At 52.1% G+C, this 20,132-nt stretch carries 16 protein-coding genes; 8 read left to right on the top strand and 8 right to left on the bottom strand.

Annotated elements, in window-relative coordinates:
• On the bottom strand, nucleotides 1-192 hold the full coding sequence (locus VH187_RS15000; protein WP_329702241.1) for a YnbE family lipoprotein: 192 nt from the start codon (nucleotides 190-192) through the stop codon (nucleotides 1-3).
• Entirely contained in the window at nucleotides 189-2,831 is a 2,643-nt protein-coding gene (locus VH187_RS14995; protein ID WP_329702240.1) for a YdbH family protein, read from the bottom strand. The genes VH187_RS15000 and VH187_RS14995 overlap by 4 nt, the downstream gene beginning before the upstream one ends.
• A gap of 256 nt (nucleotides 2,832-3,087) precedes the next feature.
• Between VH187_RS14995 and VH187_RS14990 the strand changes: the two genes are divergently transcribed.
• Nucleotides 3,088-4,077: a 2-hydroxyacid dehydrogenase gene (locus tag VH187_RS14990; protein ID WP_329702239.1), complete on the top strand. Its 990-nt coding sequence runs from the start codon at nucleotides 3,088-3,090 to the stop codon at nucleotides 4,075-4,077.
• Nucleotides 4,078-4,184: 107 nt separating this feature from the next.
• On the top strand, nucleotides 4,185-4,616 hold the full coding sequence (gene hslJ, locus VH187_RS14985) for a heat shock protein HslJ (protein WP_329702238.1): 432 nt from the start codon (nucleotides 4,185-4,187) through the stop codon (nucleotides 4,614-4,616).
• Nucleotide 4,617: 1 nt separating this feature from the next.
• On the opposite strand, the gene VH187_RS14980 is transcribed toward hslJ, so the two are convergent.
• Nucleotides 4,618-4,884, bottom strand: a complete 267-nt coding sequence (locus tag VH187_RS14980; RefSeq protein ID WP_329702237.1) for a putative hemolysin — start codon at nucleotides 4,882-4,884, stop codon at nucleotides 4,618-4,620.
• Nucleotides 4,885-5,158: 274 nt separating this feature from the next.
• Between VH187_RS14980 and nifJ the strand changes: the two genes are divergently transcribed.
• The 4 genes from nifJ to ttcA all read left to right on the top strand — a co-directional run bounded on the left by nifJ (nucleotide 5,159) and on the right by ttcA (nucleotide 11,647).
• The gene (nifJ, locus tag VH187_RS14975; protein WP_329702236.1) at nucleotides 5,159-8,683 is read left to right on the top strand and encodes a pyruvate:ferredoxin (flavodoxin) oxidoreductase; all 3,525 of its coding nucleotides are present in this window, start codon (nucleotides 5,159-5,161) and stop codon (nucleotides 8,681-8,683) included.
• Nucleotides 8,684-9,040: 357 nt separating this feature from the next.
• Nucleotides 9,041-10,198 carry a porin OmpC gene (gene ompC / locus VH187_RS14970; RefSeq protein WP_329702235.1) on the top strand — a complete coding sequence of 386 codons (1,158 nt, stop codon included), beginning with the start codon at nucleotides 9,041-9,043 and terminating at the stop codon, nucleotides 10,196-10,198.
• A 175-nt stretch (nucleotides 10,199-10,373) separates the two neighbouring features.
• The gene (locus VH187_RS14965) at nucleotides 10,374-10,535 is read left to right on the top strand and encodes a hypothetical protein (protein WP_329702234.1); all 162 of its coding nucleotides are present in this window, start codon (nucleotides 10,374-10,376) and stop codon (nucleotides 10,533-10,535) included.
• Nucleotides 10,536-10,711: 176 nt separating this feature from the next.
• Nucleotides 10,712-11,647, top strand: a complete 936-nt coding sequence (ttcA, locus tag VH187_RS14960) for a tRNA 2-thiocytidine(32) synthetase TtcA (RefSeq protein WP_329702233.1) — start codon at nucleotides 10,712-10,714, stop codon at nucleotides 11,645-11,647.
• A 54-nt stretch (nucleotides 11,648-11,701) separates the two neighbouring features.
• Here the strand turns inward: ttcA and ynaL are convergent, their stop codons facing one another.
• The 3 genes from ynaL to VH187_RS14945 all read right to left on the bottom strand — a co-directional run bounded on the left by ynaL (nucleotide 11,702) and on the right by VH187_RS14945 (nucleotide 14,488).
• Nucleotides 11,702-11,836: a proline-rich small protein YnaL gene (gene ynaL, locus VH187_RS14955; RefSeq protein ID WP_329702232.1), complete on the bottom strand. Its 135-nt coding sequence runs from the start codon at nucleotides 11,834-11,836 to the stop codon at nucleotides 11,702-11,704.
• A gap of 273 nt (nucleotides 11,837-12,109) precedes the next feature.
• Nucleotides 12,110-13,093, bottom strand: a complete 984-nt coding sequence (zntB, locus tag VH187_RS14950; RefSeq protein ID WP_329702231.1) for a zinc transporter ZntB — start codon at nucleotides 13,091-13,093, stop codon at nucleotides 12,110-12,112.
• A 225-nt stretch (nucleotides 13,094-13,318) separates the two neighbouring features.
• Nucleotides 13,319-14,488, bottom strand: coding sequence for a methyl-accepting chemotaxis protein (locus VH187_RS14945; protein WP_329702230.1), 1,170 nt, complete (start codon nucleotides 14,486-14,488; stop codon nucleotides 13,319-13,321).
• Between the two features lie 435 nt (nucleotides 14,489-14,923).
• On the opposite strand from VH187_RS14945, the gene VH187_RS14940 reads away from it, so the two are divergent.
• A complete protein-coding gene (locus tag VH187_RS14940) occupies nucleotides 14,924-17,038 on the top strand; it encodes a putative bifunctional diguanylate cyclase/phosphodiesterase (protein WP_329702477.1) in 2,115 nt (704 codons plus the stop codon).
• Between the two features lie 89 nt (nucleotides 17,039-17,127).
• On the opposite strand, the gene VH187_RS14935 is transcribed toward VH187_RS14940, so the two are convergent.
• Both VH187_RS14935 and VH187_RS14930 read right to left on the bottom strand, forming a co-directional pair.
• Nucleotides 17,128-17,340 carry a hypothetical protein gene (locus VH187_RS14935; protein ID WP_329702229.1) on the bottom strand — a complete coding sequence of 71 codons (213 nt, stop codon included), beginning with the start codon at nucleotides 17,338-17,340 and terminating at the stop codon, nucleotides 17,128-17,130.
• Between the two features lie 130 nt (nucleotides 17,341-17,470).
• A complete protein-coding gene (locus VH187_RS14930; RefSeq protein WP_329702228.1) occupies nucleotides 17,471-19,087 on the bottom strand; it encodes a peptide ABC transporter substrate-binding protein in 1,617 nt (538 codons plus the stop codon).
• 200 nt (nucleotides 19,088-19,287) lie between these two features.
• On the opposite strand from VH187_RS14930, the gene mpaA reads away from it, so the two are divergent.
• The gene (gene mpaA, locus VH187_RS14925; protein WP_329702227.1) at nucleotides 19,288-20,016 is read left to right on the top strand and encodes a murein tripeptide amidase MpaA; all 729 of its coding nucleotides are present in this window, start codon (nucleotides 19,288-19,290) and stop codon (nucleotides 20,014-20,016) included.
• The last annotated feature ends 116 nt before the right edge of the window (nucleotides 20,017-20,132 follow it).

The raw sequence follows: 20,132 nt of genomic DNA, 5'->3' as shown, positions 1-20,132 counted from the left end.
TCAGAATAAATCGCTACGCGATTTCAGCAGATCTTCAACGTCTTTATCGACCTTGATATGGATCTCATGTTCGATTTTGACATTCATGTTGATGGTTATTGGCTCCTTCGGCGCGGCGACCTCAATACGTGGCGTACAGCCACTGAGGGTTAGCGCGGCCAGCCCGCTCAGCATGGCGGTTTTCACTTTCATTGTTGCTCCTTACAGTCCTTGCCTGCCCGGCAGCGCGGGTCGGGAAGGACCGCGTTTTGCTCAAGCCATGCCTGAAGATTGTCGCCAAAGCGCAAACTGCGCCAAAGATCGAACACGTTCTCTTCATGGGTATAGTTCAAATTCACGGTGCTGCTTTTGCCGTCTACCCGACTGGTGCCGGTGATGGCGGATTGCAGCGTCAAAAGGCCGAGATTATCGAGATTGATTTTGGTCCACGAGCGTGAGATTTCCATGTAGCGCAGCCAGTTGATTGCCACACCCGCGACCATGTTGTCTTCCACCACCGCATCGGCGGTGTCTTTATCAAGACGGAGCGTCATTGGGCCGGGATTCATCAACCAGCCGTCTTTGATTATCCATTTTTCATTATCGAGCCACAGCGGCAGCGCCCCGCTCACCGGGCCGGACATCGTAAACTGTTTCGGATTTACGGCGCTTATCAGTTCGCTTGAGGATATGTTCTGCACGCGCAACAATGCAGGGTCGTGCTGTGGCATCCGTAGTTGCAGCATCGACAGTTTACCGCCAAGCACGTCTACGTTGACGTCGCTCAATGTCAGTGGATCTTCTTCGCTCCACGGATAATTGCCCTGCAAATCGGCGGTAAAATTACTGGCGGTAACCTGGTTGACGATTTCGCCGATGCGCAGTGAAACCGGGCCACGCGTACCGAGTTCCCACGTCCCATCGCTGAAACGGAATGGCAGAACAAAATCAATGCCGTTGATTTTGTTATCGGGCATCCAGATACTGCCGCCTTTCAGGACACCGTGACCACCCGCTTCAAAACCTTGTCCGGCCATCGCGGAAAACGCGACCTGCGCATACAACGTGCCGTCACGCAGATTCATTTTCCAGTCAGGAGGTACAAGCGGCTGGAAGACCTTTAACGACTGTTGCGGCCACCAGGCTTCGCCACGCAGACGTTCACCATCCCAGCGCCCGTTGACACGCACCGGGCCGATATTCGCCGCGCGAAGGGAGCCCTTAAACTGGAACCAGGTTGGATCGCGCCCCTCAACGCTGAATTTGAGCGTGGATGGCGGTAACACGCTGCCACCGCTGAACTGCGTTTCCCCGGCATCGAGTGACAGCGCCCCGGTTAATGACGGATGCTGTTCATTACGGATCCAGTGAATCGGTTTTTCCAGCACCAGACGCGGCTGGCTAACGTTCATTGTGCCGTATTGCAGCTTGTCGAAGCCCGTTGAGAGGCTATTGAGGACGATGGCACTGTCTCGCCACTCACCCTCTCCCTTCACATCCCAGCGTGCCTGCATCGGTGTGAAATGACCATCGCCCCAATAGCGCCAGCGCCAGCTCCCTTTATCGGGTAAAAAGTTGTCGGCCTGACCATCAAGATGTAATACAAAATCGCCCATTTCTTGCTCGTGCGCGCGCAGAATCGCCTGCAAGCGCCCGTCCACGCCCTGACTGCTGAGATGCACGCCCGCCAACGGCCAGCGGATCTCATCAATATTCAGAGAATCAATGAGTCGTCCCCGCGAACGCAATAAGGCTCCCGGCGCAAAACTGAGTTTCGGGTCCATCATCGAACCACTCAGTTGCGCAGGAAGAATCGCGTACAGCACCAAATCGTCGTATTTGGCTTCGCCTGTGAGTTGCAGTGGCATGGCGCTGTTATCCATGCTGAGCGTGCCGGGGCCAATATTGAGCACGGCGTTGCCTTTCCCGGCTGCGCCCTGCGTCAGCACGTTGAGGCGTCCGGCGATTTGCATCTTATCGAGTCCCTGCTGCCAGTTATCGATTTTAAGCCCCACGCGTCCGCTTAACGGTACGCCCTCTTGCCACGGCCAGTTCCAGCGCCCGTCGCTAATACTCAGCCGTTCGCGAGTCAGTTCCCACGGTAAATCAAGTAAAGGCTCTGGATTGCCACGTTCCATTACGATGAGCTGGCCCTGATTTTCACGCCAGTTCAGTTCTGCGTCGACCAGGGCCGCGGGGGTCGGCACCTGGAACGTTGACTCCACGTGCCCGTTAACCGGTAAGCCGTCCGGGACCAGTGGCAAAGTGAATTCCCCGACCAGTTTTATGGGTGGCTTATCGGCCTGAACGGTCGCTTCAAAGCGGCTGACGGTCAGCTTCTGCCCTTTCAGATTGGCCTGCAGATGCGCCGCGTCACCGTTGTAACTCAGTTCCTGTTTTGATGGCGTCAATGACACCGCCAGCTTACCTTGCCATTTCTCCCACGGGGATAAACGCAGTTGATCAATAGTCAGCCAGCTATTCGGCAGCATGGATTGCCATTCGGCAAGACTGCGCGGTGCGCCTGGGGTTGGCGTGCTGTCAGGGAGTTTGCTTAAGCATGCAGAGTTAATATCGAGATGGCCGATGTGCAGACGCCAGCGGCTCGGGTGCGACAGCTCGGCATCATTGAGCTGTGCAAGCTGGCAGTCGCCCACCAGATAACGCAATTCGGGAATGCGCACCGAATGACGCGTAAAACGCGGGCTATGATCGATAGCGATTCGCGTGCCTGCCGGGAGCCAGATACCTGCCAGCGTCGGGACCCAATGGGTCAGCGTTAACAGCAGCGTGAGCGGCAAGAGGATCAGTAACAGCAGTAGCGCGATCGCGGCTTTCCAGGTACCCTTCATGGGCGGTTAACATCCTGATTTTTTGTCATTAAAAGCCGAAGTGGCGCATATTGTGGCATGTTTAGCCGACCCGTTAAAGTCACCGTCAGGTTTAAGCATAGATGCTGCTTTTAACGCCTTCCTTAGGATCCGCAAAACATCTGCGCGTTATGCTCTACACTCTCTGTTATAACCTGATGATTAAACTATAGTTTAATATTTGTATGATTATTTGAATTATGCTACCGTGACGTTAATATCACTGGAGAAAAGTCTTATGAAAATCGCAGTTTACAGCACAAAGCAGTACGATAAAAAGTATCTGCAAGATGTTAATTCCGCATTTGGCTTTGAACTTGAATTTTTTGACTTCCTTTTAACCGAAAAGACAGCGAAAACTGCCCACGGCTGTGAAGCGGTCTGTATTTTCGTCAATGACGACGGTAGCCGTCCGGTTCTCGAAGAACTTAAAAAGCACGGCGTGAAATACATCGCGCTGCGGTGTGCGGGCTTTAACAATGTCGATCTGGATGCAGCGAAAGAGCTCGGCTTACGTGTGGTACGCGTGCCAGCTTACTCACCAGAAGCAGTGGCTGAACATGCGATTGGTCTGATGATGTCGTTGAACCGTCGTATTCACCGTGCTTATCAACGCACCCGCGATGCAAACTTCTCACTCGAAGGACTGTGTGGCTTTACCATGCACGGCAAAACGGCGGGTGTAGTGGGAACCGGGAAAATCGGTGTCGCGACACTGCGTATCCTGAAAGGCTTTGGCATGAAGCTGTTGGCGTTCGATCCGTATCCAAGCGCGGCGGCTCTGGATTTGGGTGTGGAATACGTCGACCTGCCAACACTGTTCTCGCAGTCTGACGTCATTTCCCTGCACTGCCCGTTGACAGAAGAAAACTATCATCTGCTTAACCAGAGCGCGTTTGATCAGATGAAAGATGGCGTGATGGTCATCAATACCAGCCGTGGCGGCCTGATTGACTCCCAGGCGGCGATTGAAGCACTGAAAACGCAGAAAATCGGCGCGCTGGGCATGGACGTGTATGAGAATGAGCGCGATTTGTTCTTTGAAGATAAATCAAACGATGTGATTCAGGATGACGTATTCCGCCGCCTGTCGGCCTGCCACAACGTCTTATTTACGGGACATCAGGCGTTCCTGACCGCAGAAGCGCTCACCAGCATTTCTGAAACCACGCTGGAAAACCTGCGTCAAATCGACAACGGAGAGTCCACACCGAACGCACTGGTTTAACCATTCTTGCTCCCCACGCACGGGGAGCACTTTCAGACAACCCCCACTCCCACTCACCGCACTACAGTGTCATCCTGATTCAGAATTATTTATTTGGTGAATATTTAATGAGCAGCAACAAAATAACCCTCACCCTGCTGGCGACAATGGGAGTGATGTTGGCAGGCTGTGTGTCGACGAGTAAAGTGACCACCCAACCCGAACAGCTTCAGCACCACCGTTTTGTGCTGGAAAGCGTGAACGGCAAGAATGTCACCAGTCAAAAACCGCTGGAACTCAGTTTTGGCGAGAAAATGCATGTCTACGGCAACATGTGCAATCAGTTTACCGGGGAAGGAAAGCTGTCTGACGGCGAGCTGAAAGTGAAAAACATCGCGATGACCAAAATGCTATGCACTGACCCGCAGCTGAATCAGCTGGACCAGACACTGGCGGCGATGCTACACGATGGCGTCCAGGTGGACTTAACCGAAAACCAGCTAACCCTGGCCACCTCTAACGATTCGCTGGTGTATAAACTTGCCGACCTGATGAACTAAATCAGTAGTTGGCACAACTCCCGGTGGCAAGAGACTGCTCACTGCATCGCTTGCCATTGGGCAGTGCACACATCCCGATAGCGGAACCATCAAGCTGACGCGCGACCGATAACGACCCACCCACCATTGCGCAATTCGCCTCGCCGGACGATGACATCGCCGCACGCATTCCTGGCGTAACGTGTGCCGCTGTGGCTTGTTGCTCTGGTTCACTGCTGCATGCCGACAATAACAGTGCCGCGCACCCTACCCAAAAAGCTGCTCGCATTCTTTTCATTCCTTATTCAAATACGTTTCGCAAAACCTGTTCATAATAGGCAGCAAGCGCCCTGCCGTCGAGAGACGAGGCGCGCATTTCGGCGTTCTGAAACATTTGCTGTCAATTTTTTGCCGCAGAAACGGATCTGCACATTGTTCAAATGCAGGCCAAGGACACAAAAGCAAAAATGGCTTTCCCGGCGCTTTGCTAAAATAGAAGGATAACTACAGGACTCGTCGACGTATCACGGGTCCCTTTTTCTTGCGCAATGTAAGGGTGTCACATGATTACTACTGACGGTAATGGCGCGTGCGCCTCGGTGGCGTTTCGTACCAGTGAAGTTATCGCCATCTACCCGATCACCCCAAGCTCAACGATGGCTGAGCAAGCCGATGCCTGGGCAGGCAACGGGCTAAGAAATGTATGGGGTGATGTGCCTCGGGTGGTGGAAATGCAGTCGGAAGCGGGAGCGATTGCGGCGGTTCACGGCGCATTGCAAACCGGTGCCCTTTCCACGTCGTTTACCTCTTCGCAGGGATTGCTTCTGATGATCCCCACGCTGTACAAGCTGGCCGGTCAACTGACGCCGTTTGTGTTGCATGTCGCCGCGCGTACCGTTGCGACACACGCGCTATCGATTTTTGGCGATCATTCCGATGTGATGGCCGTGCGCCAGACTGGCTGTGCGATGCTCAGCGCGGCTAACGTACAGGAAGCACAGGATTTCGCGCTGATTTCGCATATCGCGACCCTCAAAAGTCGGGTGCCGTTCATTCATTTCTTTGATGGTTTCCGCACCTCGCATGAAATTAACAAAATCGTTCCGATCTCGGATGACACGATCCGCTCTCTGCTGCCGCAGGCGGAAATTGACGCGCACCGAAGCCGTGCGCTGAACCCGGAACACCCGGTGATTCGCGGTACTTCCGCAAACCCGGACACCTATTTCCAGTCACGTGAAGCCACAAACCCCTGGTATGACGCGGTTTACGATCACGTGCAACAGGCGATGGACGATTTCGCCAGCGCCACGGGGCGTCAGTACAAACCGTTCGAGTATTACGGGCATCCTCAGGCTGAACGCGTTATCGTGCTGATGGGGTCTGCCATCGGCACCTGTGAAGAAGTGGTTGATGAACTGCTGACTCGCGGCGAAAAAGTGGGCGTGCTTAAAGTGCGCCTGTATCGCCCGTTCTCCGCCAAACACCTGCTGGCAGAAATTCCGGACAGCGTAAAAACGCTCGCCGTGCTGGATCGCACCAAAGAGCCCGGCGCACATGCGGAACCGCTCTATCTCGATGTGATGAGCGCCCTGGCGGAAGCCTTCAATTGTGGCGAACGTGAGACGCTGCCGCGAGTGATTGGCGGGCGCTATGGTTTGTCATCGAAGGAGTTTGGCCCTGATTGTGTGCTGGCGGTTTTCAATGAACTGAGCGCCGCTAAACCAAAACCACGCTTCACCGTCGGTATTTACGACGACGTGACTAATTTATCCCTGCCACTGCCGGAAAACACCCTGCCTTCCACCGCCAAACTGGAAGCGCTGTTTTATGGGCTGGGTAGCGACGGCAGCGTCTCTGCCACCAAAAACAACATTAAAATTATCGGTAATTCGACGCCATGGTATGCCCAGGGATACTTCGTCTATGACTCGAAAAAGGCCGGTGGGTTGACGGTTTCGCACTTGCGCGTCTCGGAACAACCGGTGCGATCTGCCTATTTAGTGTCGCAGGCTGATTTTGTCGGCTGTCATCAGCTGCAGTTCGTCGATAAGTATCAGATGGTCGAACGCCTGAAACCCGGCGGCATTTTCTTGCTTAATACGCCGTACAGCCCTGAAGAAGTGTGGTCGCGTCTGCCGCAGGAAGTTCAGGCAGTGCTCAATCAGAAACGGGCTCGCTTCTTTATTGTTAATGCCGCGAAAATTGCCCGCGAATGCGGCCTGGCGGCACGTATCAACACCGTGATGCAAATGGCCTTCTTCCAGTTGACCCAAATATTGCCGGGCGATACCGCACTGGTTGAGCTGCAAGGGGCGATTGCGAAAAGCTACAGCAGCAAAGGCCAGGAACTGGTGGAGCGAAACTGGCAGGCATTAGCAATGGCGCGTGAGTTGCTGTCTGAAGTGCCGTTGCAAGCGGTTGATGAAAGCAGCCCGAATCGCCCTCCGGTGGTGTCCGACGCGGCACCTGATTTTGTCAAAACCGTCACCGCCGCGATGCTGGCCGGGCTCGGCGATGCATTACCGGTTTCTGCGCTGCCACCAGACGGCACCTGGCCTGTCGGCACCACGCGCTGGGAAAAGCGCAATATCGCCGAAGAAATCCCTATCTGGAAAGAAGATCTCTGCACCCAATGCAATCACTGCGTGGCGGCCTGCCCTCACTCGGCTATCCGCGCCAAAGTGGTGTCGCCGGAAGAGATGGAAAACGCGCCCGCTAGCCTGCATTCGCTGGACGTAAAATCCCGCGATATGCGTGGTCAGAAATACGTGTTACAGGTCGCACCGGAAGACTGCACCGGCTGTAATCTTTGCGTAGAAGTTTGCCCGGCGAAAGACCGCCAGGATCCAAACATTAAAGCCATCAATATGATGTCACGCCTGGAACACGTCGAAGAAGAGAAAGTGAATTACGACTTCTTCCTCGATTTACCGGAAATTGATCGCAGCAAACTGGAACGTATCGACATTCGTACTTCGCAGCTTATCACCCCGCTGTTTGAATATTCGGGTGCCTGCTCCGGCTGCGGTGAAACGCCGTACATTAAGCTGCTGACGCAACTGTATGGCGACCGAATGATGATCGCCAACGCCACCGGGTGTTCGTCTATTTACGGCGGCAACCTGCCCTCTACGCCTTACACCACCGACATCAACGGTCGTGGTCCGGCGTGGGCGAACTCGTTGTTTGAAGATAACGCTGAGTTTGGCCTTGGCTTCCGTTTATCCGTCGATCAACATCGCCAACGCGTGATGCGCCTTCTGGAGACGTTCGCCGACAAGCTACCCGCCGAACTTCGCGATGCGCTGCACGCAGAAGCGACACCAGAGGAACGCCGTGAACAGGTCGCGTCTTTACGCCAGCATTTGCAGGGCGTTGAAGGTGCAGAAGAACTGTTAACCGACGCCGACGCGCTGGTTGAGAAATCGATCTGGCTGATTGGCGGTGACGGTTGGGCTTACGATATCGGTTTTGGTGGCCTCGACCATGTTCTGAGTCTGACCGAAAACGTCAATATTCTGGTACTCGATACGCAGTGTTATTCCAATACCGGTGGTCAGGCATCGAAAGCGACACCGCTTGGCGCCGTCACTAAATTTGGTGAGCACGGCAAACGGAAATCTCGCAAAGATTTGGGCGTGAGCATGATGATGTATGGTCATGTTTATGTCGCGCAGATTTCCCTTGGCGCACAGCTCAACCAGACGGTGAAAGCCATACAGGAAGCCGAGGCTTATCCAGGCCCGTCGCTAATCATTGCGTACAGTCCGTGTGAAGAACATGGTTACGATTTGGCATTGAGCCACGATCAGATGCGCCAACTCACCGCCACCGGCTTCTGGCCACTGTATCGCTTTGATCCGCGACGTACCGATGAAGGTAAACTGCCTCTGGCGCTGGATTCACGTCCACCATCAGACGCCCTTGCCGACACGTTGATGAAGGAACAGCGTTTCCGTCGCCTGAATGCGCAACAGCCAGAAGTTGCCGAGCAATTATGGAAGGATGCCGCCGCCGACTTGCAAAAACGGTATGATTTCCTCGCGCAAATGGCCGGTAAAGCAGAAAAATCAGCCAGCGATTAACGTCACGGTTCAAACCAAAACGTAACCCACAAGCCCGGACAATGGTTCGGGCTTGTTATATGGCAGACTAATAAATTTAGACAGCACACTAAAAACAAAATAATATCGATCTGCCTCACAAATCACGACTTCCGCTGGGAAATACACAGTGATTTGCTTGATTAAACAATCACCCAGACAAATACCTCAAGCTCAAATATTCAACCCATCAATACATATTTCTGCTGAATCATTTAATGTGAATTTTACTTATATCGTAACAATTCAGGTTTACCTTATTTAGATATCTCTACATTAGCATGACCAGACTTCCCTTAAGGAAGGCAAAGTATAAAAACAGCTTAAAGGATTATTAAAATGAAAAGAAAAGTACTGGCACTGGTTATTCCTGCGTTATTAAGCGCGGGTGCTGTTCACGCGGCAGAAATTTATAACAAAGATGGCAACAAACTGGATCTGTACGGCAAAGTCGACGGCCTGCACTACTTCTCTGACGACAAAAACGTTGATGGCGATCAGACCTATGTTCGTATGGGCTTCAAGGGTGAAACCCAAATCAACGACCAGCTGACCGGCTACGGCCAGTGGGAATATAACGTTCAGGCGAACAATACCGAAGGTTCAAGCGATCAGGCATGGACCCGTCTGGCGTTTGCTGGCCTGAAATTCGGTGACTACGGCTCATTCGACTATGGTCGTAACTACGGCGTGCTGTATGACATTGAAGGCTGGACCGATATGCTGCCTGAGTTTGGTGGCGACTCTTATTCCAAGTCTGACAACTACATGACCAACCGCGCTAATGGCGTGGCAACCTACCGTAACAACGATTTCTTCGGTCTGGTTGATGGCCTGAACTTCGCCCTGCAGTACCAGGGTAAAAACGAAAACCCAGGTTCTGGCGAAGGCACCAACAACGGCGATCGTAGCTATCGTAACGCGAACGGCGACGGCTTTGGTATTTCCACCACTTATGATATCGGTCAGGGCTTCAGCGCCGGCGCGGCGTATACCACGTCTGACCGTACCAACGACCAGGTTAACTTCGGTCGTGGTAACTCCATGGATGCTGGCGGCGACAAAGCGGATGCGTGGACTGCGGGTCTGAAATATGACGCGAATAATATTTACCTCGCGACCATGTACTCTGAAACCCGCAACATGACCTCTTACGGTAAGCAGGGCGACTCCATTTCTGGTCACGCTGATGAAGATGGCGGTATCGCGAACAAAACGCAGAACTTTGAAATCACCGCTCAGTACCAGTTTGATTTCGGTCTGCGTCCGGCGGTTTCCTACCTGCAGTCTAAAGGTAAGGGCCTGAACTCTTCCTACGGCGACGACAAAGATCTGGTTAAATACGTTGACGTTGGCGCGACCTATTACTTCAACAAAAACATGTCCACCTACGTTGATTATAAAATCAACCTGCTGGATAACGACGACGACTTCTACAAAGCGAACGGCATCAGCACCGATGACGTTGTGGCTTTAGGTCTGGTTTACCAGTTCTAATTCCGGCGAAGTCTGTTGTGAAAACCCGCTTTCATCGGCGGGTTTTTTATATTGTATTAGCCTCTCAAAAGCCTGCAGTGTTATTTTCGTAAACCCTGAAGACTATTTTTAATACCATCCGTTTTTCTTCCGCTTTTACTGTTCCACACTGATTTCATCAACAACAGGAGATGAAATGATGAACAGTGTCCACACATGGTTACGTAACCTCAAAGCCACATGGTTGAAAGAACCCGCAGATACCCATCACCTCGGTGCCTTCTATCTGACACCCGCGCAGCGTTATGCGTTGCTGAAAGAATTGATGATGCCGCTCAGCGAAAAAACAAAAAACTGACGAGGAAATGCATTGCGACAGAAATCACGCTGGCATTCGGCGCTGTAATCCGTACCATACACGCCAGACTATCGAAGGGCAGCCGCAGATTATTGCTACACTCCATCATGAACCCCGATGTTCGTCAGTGCTCCTGACGCTGGCTGCCATTTACCTACGACCAGAGCCATCATTAAATGTCGCAAAATCAAGAAGCTAGTAAGAAAGATCAGTACAACCTGAACAAATTGCAAAAACGTCTGCGTCGTAACGTGGGCGAAGCCATTGCCGACTACAACATGATTGAAGAAGGCGACCGCATCATGGTGTGCCTGTCGGGTGGCAAAGACAGTTACACGATGCTGGAAATTTTACGCAATCTCCAACAGAGCGCGCCGGTCAATTTCAGCCTGATCGCCGTTAACCTCGATCAGAAACAGCCGGGTTTCCCGGAGCATATTCTTCCGGCTTATCTCGAGACAGTTGGCGTTGAGTATAAAATTGTCGAAGAGAACACCTACGGCATCGTGAAAGAGAAGATCCCGGAAGGCAAAACGACCTGCTCTCTTTGCTCTCGTCTGCGTCGCGGCATTTTGTACCGCACTGCGACCGAATTGGGTGCGACGAAAATTGCCCTCGGCCATCACCGCGACGATATCCTGCAAACCCTGTTCCTGAATATGTTCTACGGCGGGAAAATGAAAGGGATGCCGCCGAAGCTGATGAGCGACGACGGAAAGCACATTGTTATTCGCCCGCTGGCTTATTGCCGCGAGAAAGACATCGAACGTTTTGCGCAGGCAAAAGCCTACCCGATCATTCCATGCAACCTGTGCGGTTCTCAGCCAAACCTGCAACGCCAGGTGATCGGCGATATGCTGCGCGACTGGGATAAACGCTATCCAGGCCGGATTGAAACCATGTTCAGCGCGATGCAAAATGTGGTGCCTTCTCACCTGTGCGATACCGAAATGTTCGACTTTAAAGGTCTGAAACACGGTGCAGCAGTGGTCAACGGCGGTGACCTGGCGTTTGACCGTGAAGAGATCCCACTCCAGCCCGCTGGCTGGCAGCCAGAAGATGAAGACACGGATATCATGACCAATCGCCTTGATATCGTCGAAATCAAATAAGCACCAACGTGCATGAATCAGCCCTCTCAGTGAGGGCTTTTTTACGCCTGTTGCTCAGCCAAACGGCGGCGGATCGATAATTGGATGCGGGTCAGGGTCGAGCGGCGGGTCGGGTATCGGTTGTGGCCGTGGGATAGGGTCAGGCACGGGAACGGGATCGGTAGGTAGGTCGCTGAGTCGCCACGTCATTTTTGCCTCCGGTTCTTTGGGTGTCCTTTAAGGGTAGTGGTTCTGGAGTGAGAGGCAAAAAAAAGCCGACTTATCTAAGTCGGCATTGTACGAATCAAGTGTGCTATGCAGTAATTCAAAAAAGGAAGTAAGACAATATGGAGCGCAACGCCCATCGCTTGACGTTGCATTCACCTGCGAGAAAGATATTGCCCTGAATGGGTAGCGTGTTTATTGACTTCGCTCAATTTAAGCAGCATTTATGGGCGTATAAGTGCGTATAAAGGTGATTTTTTACAACCATTTACTGCGATGCAACCACCATGTAACACCCCCGATCAGCACCACTAATCCTATACAAAACAACGAAAAGCCGAACTGCCAGCCCCCACCAGGGATCCCGCCAAGGTTAACGCCAAACAGTCCCGTCAGAAATGTACTAGGCAGAAACACCATCGCCATCAACGACATGGTGTAGGTCCTGCGCGCCAGTGATTCCTGCATCACTTGTGCGATTTCATCCGCCATTACACCCGTACGGGCGATACAGGCGTCGATTTCGTCCAGGCCACGCCCGAGTCGGTCGGCGATGTCCTGCATTCTGCGGCGCTGATCGTCGTTCATCCACGGAAAACGCTCACTGGACAAACGCGCATACACATCTCGCTGCGGCGCCATATAGCGGCGCATCACAATCAATTGCTTGCGCAGCAGCGCCAGAAAACCTCGAGGCGGAATTTGCTGATCGAGCAGATTATCTTCGAGATCGATAATTTTATCGTGCAGCTCTTCAATGAATTCGCTGGCGTGATCGGTCAGCGCGTCGCACACATCCACCAGCCAGCCACCGCAATCTGTCGGGCCTGTGCCCTCTTCCAGATCTTTTACTACGTCGTCCAGCGCCAGTACTTTACGCTGACGCGTCGACACAATCAGGCGTTCATCCATATACAAGCGCATGGCGACCAGTTGGTCGGGCCGTTCGTCGGTGCTGCCGTTGATACAACGCAGTGTAATCAACGTACCGTCGCCCATACGCGTGACACGCGGACGCAGACTGTCACCGGCCAGCGCATCACGCACACTGTTTGGCAACAGCGGCGTTGTCGCCAGCCATTGTGCGCTCTCAGGATGGGTGTAGTTGAGATGCAGCCAGCATGGGTTGTCTTTATCGATAACCCTTTTATCGTCCAGCGGTATCACCCCGCCTTTCCCGTCCAGCATCCAGGCAAAAACCGCATCAGGTACGTTCACATCAGCTCCCTTAATGGCTTCCACAACGCCTCCATTGATTTTTTGCTCGTGCAATAAAGTCTAGCCCCGCAAGGGTAATAAGCAAAACGCGGTCCCGGCATCGCACTGAATTTGTTCATGAAAGCAGAATTATCTGGCAGGACGCGAGACAGTGCAACGCGCAAATCGTTAACAAGGATGAAATCTGGGGGTCACAAAATGAAAATGGGCCTGCTTTTCGCAGACCCATTGCACGAGGAAGGATGAGATTTAGAACGAGTGCCAGTAGTTCTGGTCACCGCCCGTCGCCGTAACAGGTGCAGGTTTCGGCGGAGTCACTGGCATGATGGCGGCCGGTGCTTCATTCCCGAGACGGAAATTGCGCGTCCGTGTTTGCAATTCCACCACCTGATGTTTTAACACATCTGAAGATCCGGCCAGTTCTTCCACAACCGCCACATTACTTTGCGTCACTTTTTCAAGTTCAGATAACGCCAGAGTTATTTGCTCTATGCCTTTTTCCTGTTGAAGTGTGGAACTGGAAATTTGCTCCATCAGACTGCTTAATAAACCAGAGCCGGAAACAATTTCCTGCATATTTTTTTCGGCCTCAGCAACAATATTCGCGCCTTGCGTAACGTTATCACTGGTGACGCTGATAAGCGTTTTGATATTCTTCGCGGCTTCAGCACTACGATGCGCCAGATTACGCACTTCACCAGCTACAACAGAAAAACCTTTGCCGTGATCGCCTGCCCGTGCCGCTTCTACCGCCGCATTCAGCGCCAGAATATTTGTCTGGAAGGCAATGCCGTCGATAAGCGTAATAATCTCCGTCATCTGACGAGCACAATCCGTAATGGATTGCATATTCGTCGCCACATCCCCCATCAACTCTCCGCCTTTGCGAGCGCAAAGTGTCGCATCCCCGGCGCGGTCGCTTGCCAGGCGGGTGTTTTCCGCATTATTTTTGGTGCTGGCGGCAATCTCTTCCATGCTGGAGGCGGTTTGCATCAGGGTCGCTGATTGCTGCTCTGACGTCACCGACAGTTCTGCACTGCGGTTTGCCAGCTGTTCCGAAAGCGTCATCGCCGTTTGTGACGAAGCGCGAATTTCCGATACCAGCGTTGAAATATTACTCGACAGACTATTAATGCCTGGAATTAATCGCCCTGCACAGTTATTACCAAATTCAGGGATATACACCGATAAATTTCCCGACGTCACTTCATCAATACTTCTTTTAACGGCATTAATCGGTGTCACCAGATATTTGGTCATATAAAGCCATAATAACGAAATGGCCACCAGCCACGAAACATTATACATCACCATCACAGGAAGGCTGGCGGATAGCATAACGGCCAAAATATCGATAATTAAGAAAACCACCAGCAAAAACATCAATATGAAGGTTCTGACACTGATATTTCTTAACATAATTAAACTCACAACATACTCGGAGGGGTGTTATGGTTATAGCATCCGCCTTCGCTATTTCAATATGATTTCCATGAGAAATTAATCTTCACTGTTTAAAAGGGTGAGTTTGGCTTTGGCAATTTATTTATCTGAAAAGTTATCAGATTTGTAGTTTTTTACGCTGATAATGCCTGTTTCATAGCTTCGCAATGGCAGATTATCGCAAAGCCCCCTCCCAAAAATCGTTTCAGTTTACTGGCGCTATACAATATTTAAGCAATACTTAAGGCTTAGTTTACTTTCTGCACGATAGTGTTTTATCTCACAAAGAAAATGATAAACCGCCGATCCAATCAGCAGAAATACAGCCTTTCTTCTCTTTTATTTCATAGCATCGGCTGAGGATTTGCTGTTACATTACATTAACAAACTTAAAAAGAAGTGGATTGCATGATGCTGTACGTTTCGTGGGACCCGGTTCTGGTCGGCATTTCGTTTTTAGTCGCCTTTATTGCCTCATTTGTTGCGCTGGATAGCGCAGCAAAAATTGCCGCATCCAATAAAAATGCCGCACTTTTCTGGCGTCTTGCCGGAGGGGCGACTTTAGGTATCGGTATCTGGTCCATGCATTTTATTGGCATGCTGGCGATGAAAATGCCAATGATGATGCATTACGATTTTGCGACCACTGCGGTTTCGCTTTTGGTGGCCGTTGTGACCGCGACCCTGTCGATTAATATTGCCGTGAATGGCAACGTGTTGTCACTTAAACGCCTGTGTCTCGCCACGATTATCCTCAGTATCGGTGTGGTTACCATGCACTACGTCGGCATGGCGGCGTTGATGATGCAGGACATGATCCACTGGAATTATGGCCTGGTTGGACTGTCGGTGATCATTGCTGTTGTCGCCTCCGGCGTAGGCTTGTGGCTGGCGTTCAGCTTGCGACTCAACAGCAAAGGGGCGTTGATCAACCGCATGACAGCGGCAGTCGTGATGGGTATTGCCATCGCGGCCATGCATTACACGGGCATGAGCGCCGCTGAGTTTGAAGACCAGGGGCATTACATGAGCGGTGGCGTGAGTGAACTCGGGCTGTCAATTTGGGTCTCTGCCACGACGCTTGCGATCCTCGGCGTGATGCTGATTATCTCGATGGTCGACTCCCAACTGCGCACTAATCGCCTGACCGAAAACTTACAGCTACTCAATCAACAACTGGAACAACAAGCGCGTTTTGACGGCCTGACCGGGCTTGCGAACCGCAGCCAGATTGATTTACGCCTGGAAGCCTGCCTGCAACAATCAAACATTACCCAGACCCCGTTTGCGCTGGTCTTTATGGATCTCGACCGCTTTAAACTGGTGAACGATGCGTGGGGCCATCACGTCGGCGACCACTTATTAGTCTCGGTCGCAAATCGCATCAGCGCTTGCCTGTCACCCAAAATGACCCTCGCCCGCCTTGGCGGCGATGAGTTTATTTTACTGGTCCCGGACGCCAATCAAGGTGATATAGAAGATTTAGTCACCCGCATGGTGGACTGCGTGCGTCGCCCGTTTTATGAAGCCGGGCAGATATTACAAGTCTCGCTCAGCGCCGGGGTCAGTCTTTTCCCTCAGCACGGCAAAACATTGCAGGAACTGAAACTGCGGGCCGACACAGCGATGTATAACATCAAGCAGCAAGGTCGTAACGGTTGGGCGATTTATCATCCCGAAATGGTACAAAAAGCCTGGGAAGGTGCAGAGTTTCTGCAAGATTTAACTCAGGCGCTGGAACGCGATCAGTTCGAGCTGTGGTATCAGCCGAAATATCACTCCGCCAGTAAAACAATTTACGGTTTTGAGGCCCTACTGCGCTGGCGTCACCCGGTAAAAGGGATTTTGCTACCCGAAGTGTTTCTCGCCACGCTGGAGAACACCGGGCTTATCATTCCTGTCGGATACTGGGTTATCGACCAGGCCTGTTTACAACTGCGGCAATGGGGCGATCAGGGCCATTCGGACTGGAGCCTGTCGATTAACCTCTCAGCTGCGCAATTTGAGCAATACGACATTTATGACACCCTCTGTGGCGCGTTGGCCCGTCATGCCGTGCCACCGTCGCGCCTGACCATCGAGCTGACGGAAAGCACCGCCCTGCGCAATCTTGAACGCAGTATAGCAATCCTGAATGATTTCAATCGAATGGGCATTACCGTTTCGATTGACGATTTCGGCACCGGTTATTCCAATATGCTGACGCTGAAAAACCTGCCCGCCCGCGAACTGAAAATCGACAAAAGTTTCGTGCGTGACATTCGCGACAACAGCAAGAACGTCAAGATTGTGGCGACCATCATTGATATCGCCCATTCGATGAACATGAATGTCGTCGCGGAAGGGATTGAAACGCAGGATCAGCAACAGCTGTTAACCAGCCTGGGCTGCGGCTATTTGCAAGGGTTCCTGTTCGCGAAAGCGTTGCCAGCAAAAGAGATCCCTCAATTGCTCGCGCAAATGGAAAGCACTAAAAATGTGCCCCCGGAACCTGTTCACGCCGTCGTACAAAAAAAGCAGGCGTGAAGTGATAAAAATGCATCAGATGTCATGTGCGTCCCGATGGTAAAGCCAACAAAAAACCGCCCGCGGGCGGTTTTGATGCACGGATGGCATTAATGGTGCTTATATTCTCCGGCGCTGTGTTGAGGACCAATGCGCCCGGCTTCCACCAGCAGCTCTTCAATAAGCTCCTCAAGACACTCTTTCCCATGCTTATCGCAGACCAGATGGACTTGCCTGAAAATTTCCTCAGCTTTCATGCCATCGCACAATGCGGATTTCAGCATGAGAGCCGCCCAACGTTTGGCTTCTGAATGTGTCAACATATCCCCTCCTGATACAGGATATTTTATAAGCGTAGTCGGCTTACGCTCCGTTATCCACATTTCGAGAAAGGTCTTAAGCATAAAAAAACCCAGAGCATCACACCCTGGGCTTTTCGACGTAAACCGTTTATCAGTGCTTGATGATATACATCGTACGGCTGTAAGCCACGTCTTCCGGGTTATCAATCGGATAGCCTTTGACCCACGGCTTGATCAAACGCCCGTTGGTGTACTGATAAATAGGCGCAATCGGTGCCTGAGCGGCGAGGATTTTTTCGGCTTCGTTGTAATCCGCGTTACGCGCTTCTGCGGTCGTTTCCTGCGTCGCCTGGTTAATGATTTTATCGTACGCCGGATTGCTAAAGCGTGAGATGTTGCCGCTGTGAGAGGATGTCAGCAGCGACAGGAAGGTTGATGGCTCGTTGTAGTCACCGACCCAGGAGGCACGGATCACATCGAAATTACCGGTATTTCGGCTGTCGATGTACGTCTTCCACTCCTGGTTTTGCAGCTTCACATCCACGCCGAGGTTTTTCTTCCACATCGACGCCACCGCAATCGCAATTTTCTGGTGGTTTTCAGATGTGTTGTACAACAGCGTCAATTTCAACGGGCGATTCGGGCCGTAGCCAGCCGCCGCTAACAAAGTTTTAGCCTGAGCATTCAGCTCTTCCTGGCTCATTTTCTCTTCGGCAGACGGCTGCGGCTTAAAGCCTGCTGTCACATCTGGCGTAAAGCGCCAGGCAGGTTTTTCCCCTGTGCCCAGGACTTTATCAGCCATAATTCGACGGTCGATGCTCAGGCTCAATGCCAGACGCACACGTGCATCTGCGGTTGGGCCTTTCTGCGTGTTAAATGCGTAGTAATACGTTCCCAGCTGTGGCGGCGTATACACCTGCCCCGGGATCTGTTTCAGCAGTTGTTTGTACTGCGTTTTTGGGAAAGATTCTGTGATATCAATGTCGCCGGCCTGGTAACGTTTGGTGGCATTCGACTCCTGGTTAATCGGCACAAACGTCACCTGCTTGATAACGGTTTTGGCGTTATCCCAGTAGTTTGTGTTCGGTACAACCACCAGCTTTTCGTTGACCACGCGGTCTTTCAGCACATAAGCGCCATTACCAATCAATTTGCCCGGACGAGTCCAGTTCGGATCGCTGTCGACGTTCGCCTTTTGCACCGGATAAAGAGAGAAGTTGGCGGTCAGATTCACAAACCACGGCAGCGGTTTATCCAGCTGTACACGCAGCGTTTTCGCATCCACTGCCGTCACACCGAGTTTATCCGGAGTAGCTTTACCATCAATAATATCTTGAGCATTCGCCATACCCGCTAACGCGGCAAACGAGGCAAACGGAGAAGTGGTTTTCGGGTCAACCAGGCGACGCCAGCTGTAGACAAAATCCTGCGCGGTGACAGGCGTCCCATCAGACCATTTCGCGTCATCACGCAGCGTAAATGTCCAGACACGGTTGTCGTTAGTCTGCCATTTGGTCGCCACGCCAGGGATAATATTGCCTTTGCTGTCCTGATTCACCAGGCCTTCAAACAGGTCGCGGATCACCTGAATTTCCGGCAACCCCACTGCTTTCGCCGGATCCAGCGAGGCAGGTTCATCTTTAATGTGACGAACCAGCACCTGCTGTTGCGCCAGAACGGTTCCCTGCGGGACATCAGCCGCAAAAGATTGGGAAGATACGCCACTCAGCACCAGCGCAAAACAGACAGACGATACAGGAAACTTCATGGGATCCCCTTGATTCAAATAAACCCAGCCAACATAGACCGGTAATTATTTGTTTCAACAGGGCAAATTGCAAACGACTTGTGGTAAAAAATTGAAGGTGATAGTGAAAAGGTTTCAGAAAGGGTCAAAAGGAAACTATTTGATTATCGGTCGATTTTGCACAACACTGCCAGAAACAACACAATAAAGCAGGATTAAGCATGTCTTCCACTCGACCACGCCAGCAGCGCGGCGCTTTTCCACCGGGAACACAACACTATGGCCGTTCATTGCTTGGCGCGCCGCTTATCTGGTTCCCCGCACCGCTTGCCAACAGCAATAGCGGGCTGATTATCGCGGGAACGCACGGGGATGAAAACTCGTCAATCGTCACCCTTTCTTGCGCGCTGCGTACCCTCGCACCCGATCTGCGTCGTCATCACGTGGTGCTGACGGTTAACCCGGATGGCTGCCAACTGGGGTTACGTGCAAATGCCAACGGGGTCGATCTCAATCGTAATTTCCCGGCGGCAAACTGGAAAGCGGGTGAAACCGTCTATCGCTGGAACAGCTCAGCCGAAAGTCGTGATGTGGTGTTGTTAACCGGCGACAATCCAGGCTCGGAGCCAGAAACCGAAGCGCTGTGCCAGCTGATCCACAAAATTCACCCGGCGTGGGTTGTCTCGTTCCACGATCCGCTGGCCTGTATTGAAGACCCGCAGGAAACGCCGCTTGGGCAATGGCTGGCCGATTCTTTTGAACTGCCGCTGGTGACCAGCGTGGGCTATGCCACGCCAGGCTCTTTTGGCAGCTGGTGCGCAGATATTGGCCTGCACTGCATCACAGCTGAATTCCCGCCAATTTCCTCAGACGAGGCCAGCGAAAAATATCTGGCCGCGATGACCACGTTGCTGCACTGGCACCCAGAGTCAAAACCGACGTCGAAATAAAACAGCCGCCCAATAAAAAACCCGCAAAGCCAAAGCGCTGCGGGTTCTTTTCAGTTCATCGGTGTTCAGGCAAGGCACAGACCGGCAATCACTGCAACAACCAGCACGACGATACC

Origin of the sequence: Scandinavium sp., from assembly GCF_036271055.1 — a bacterium.
In the GTDB taxonomy this organism is placed as follows: Bacteria; Pseudomonadota; Gammaproteobacteria; order Enterobacterales; family Enterobacteriaceae; genus Scandinavium.
Note: the sequence above shows the minus strand (reverse complement) of the source record. Positions and strands in the feature narration are given on the sequence as shown.

Coding starts and splice junctions, on each gene's coding strand:
- VH187_RS15000 (WP_329702241.1), bottom strand. CDS start 192: ATGAAAGTGAAAACCGCCATGCTGAGCGGGCTGGCCGCGCTAACCCTC.
- VH187_RS14995 (WP_329702240.1), bottom strand. CDS start 2,831: ATGAAGGGTACCTGGAAAGCCGCGATCGCGCTACTGCTGTTACTGATC.
- VH187_RS14990 (WP_329702239.1), top strand. CDS start 3,088: ATGAAAATCGCAGTTTACAGCACAAAGCAGTACGATAAAAAGTATCTG.
- hslJ (WP_329702238.1), top strand. CDS start 4,185: ATGAGCAGCAACAAAATAACCCTCACCCTGCTGGCGACAATGGGAGTG.
- VH187_RS14980 (WP_329702237.1), bottom strand. CDS start 4,884: ATGCGAGCAGCTTTTTGGGTAGGGTGCGCGGCACTGTTATTGTCGGCA.
- nifJ (WP_329702236.1), top strand. CDS start 5,159: ATGATTACTACTGACGGTAATGGCGCGTGCGCCTCGGTGGCGTTTCGT.
- ompC (WP_329702235.1), top strand. CDS start 9,041: ATGAAAAGAAAAGTACTGGCACTGGTTATTCCTGCGTTATTAAGCGCG.
- VH187_RS14965 (WP_329702234.1), top strand. CDS start 10,374: ATGATGAACAGTGTCCACACATGGTTACGTAACCTCAAAGCCACATGG.
- ttcA (WP_329702233.1), top strand. CDS start 10,712: ATGTCGCAAAATCAAGAAGCTAGTAAGAAAGATCAGTACAACCTGAAC.
- ynaL (WP_329702232.1), bottom strand. CDS start 11,836: ATGACGTGGCGACTCAGCGACCTACCTACCGATCCCGTTCCCGTGCCT.
- VH187_RS14945 (WP_329702230.1), bottom strand. CDS start 14,488: ATGTTAAGAAATATCAGTGTCAGAACCTTCATATTGATGTTTTTGCTG.
- VH187_RS14940 (WP_329702477.1), top strand. CDS start 14,924: ATGCTGTACGTTTCGTGGGACCCGGTTCTGGTCGGCATTTCGTTTTTA.
- VH187_RS14935 (WP_329702229.1), bottom strand. CDS start 17,340: ATGTTGACACATTCAGAAGCCAAACGTTGGGCGGCTCTCATGCTGAAA.
- VH187_RS14930 (WP_329702228.1), bottom strand. CDS start 19,087: ATGAAGTTTCCTGTATCGTCTGTCTGTTTTGCGCTGGTGCTGAGTGGC.
- mpaA (WP_329702227.1), top strand. CDS start 19,288: ATGTCTTCCACTCGACCACGCCAGCAGCGCGGCGCTTTTCCACCGGGA.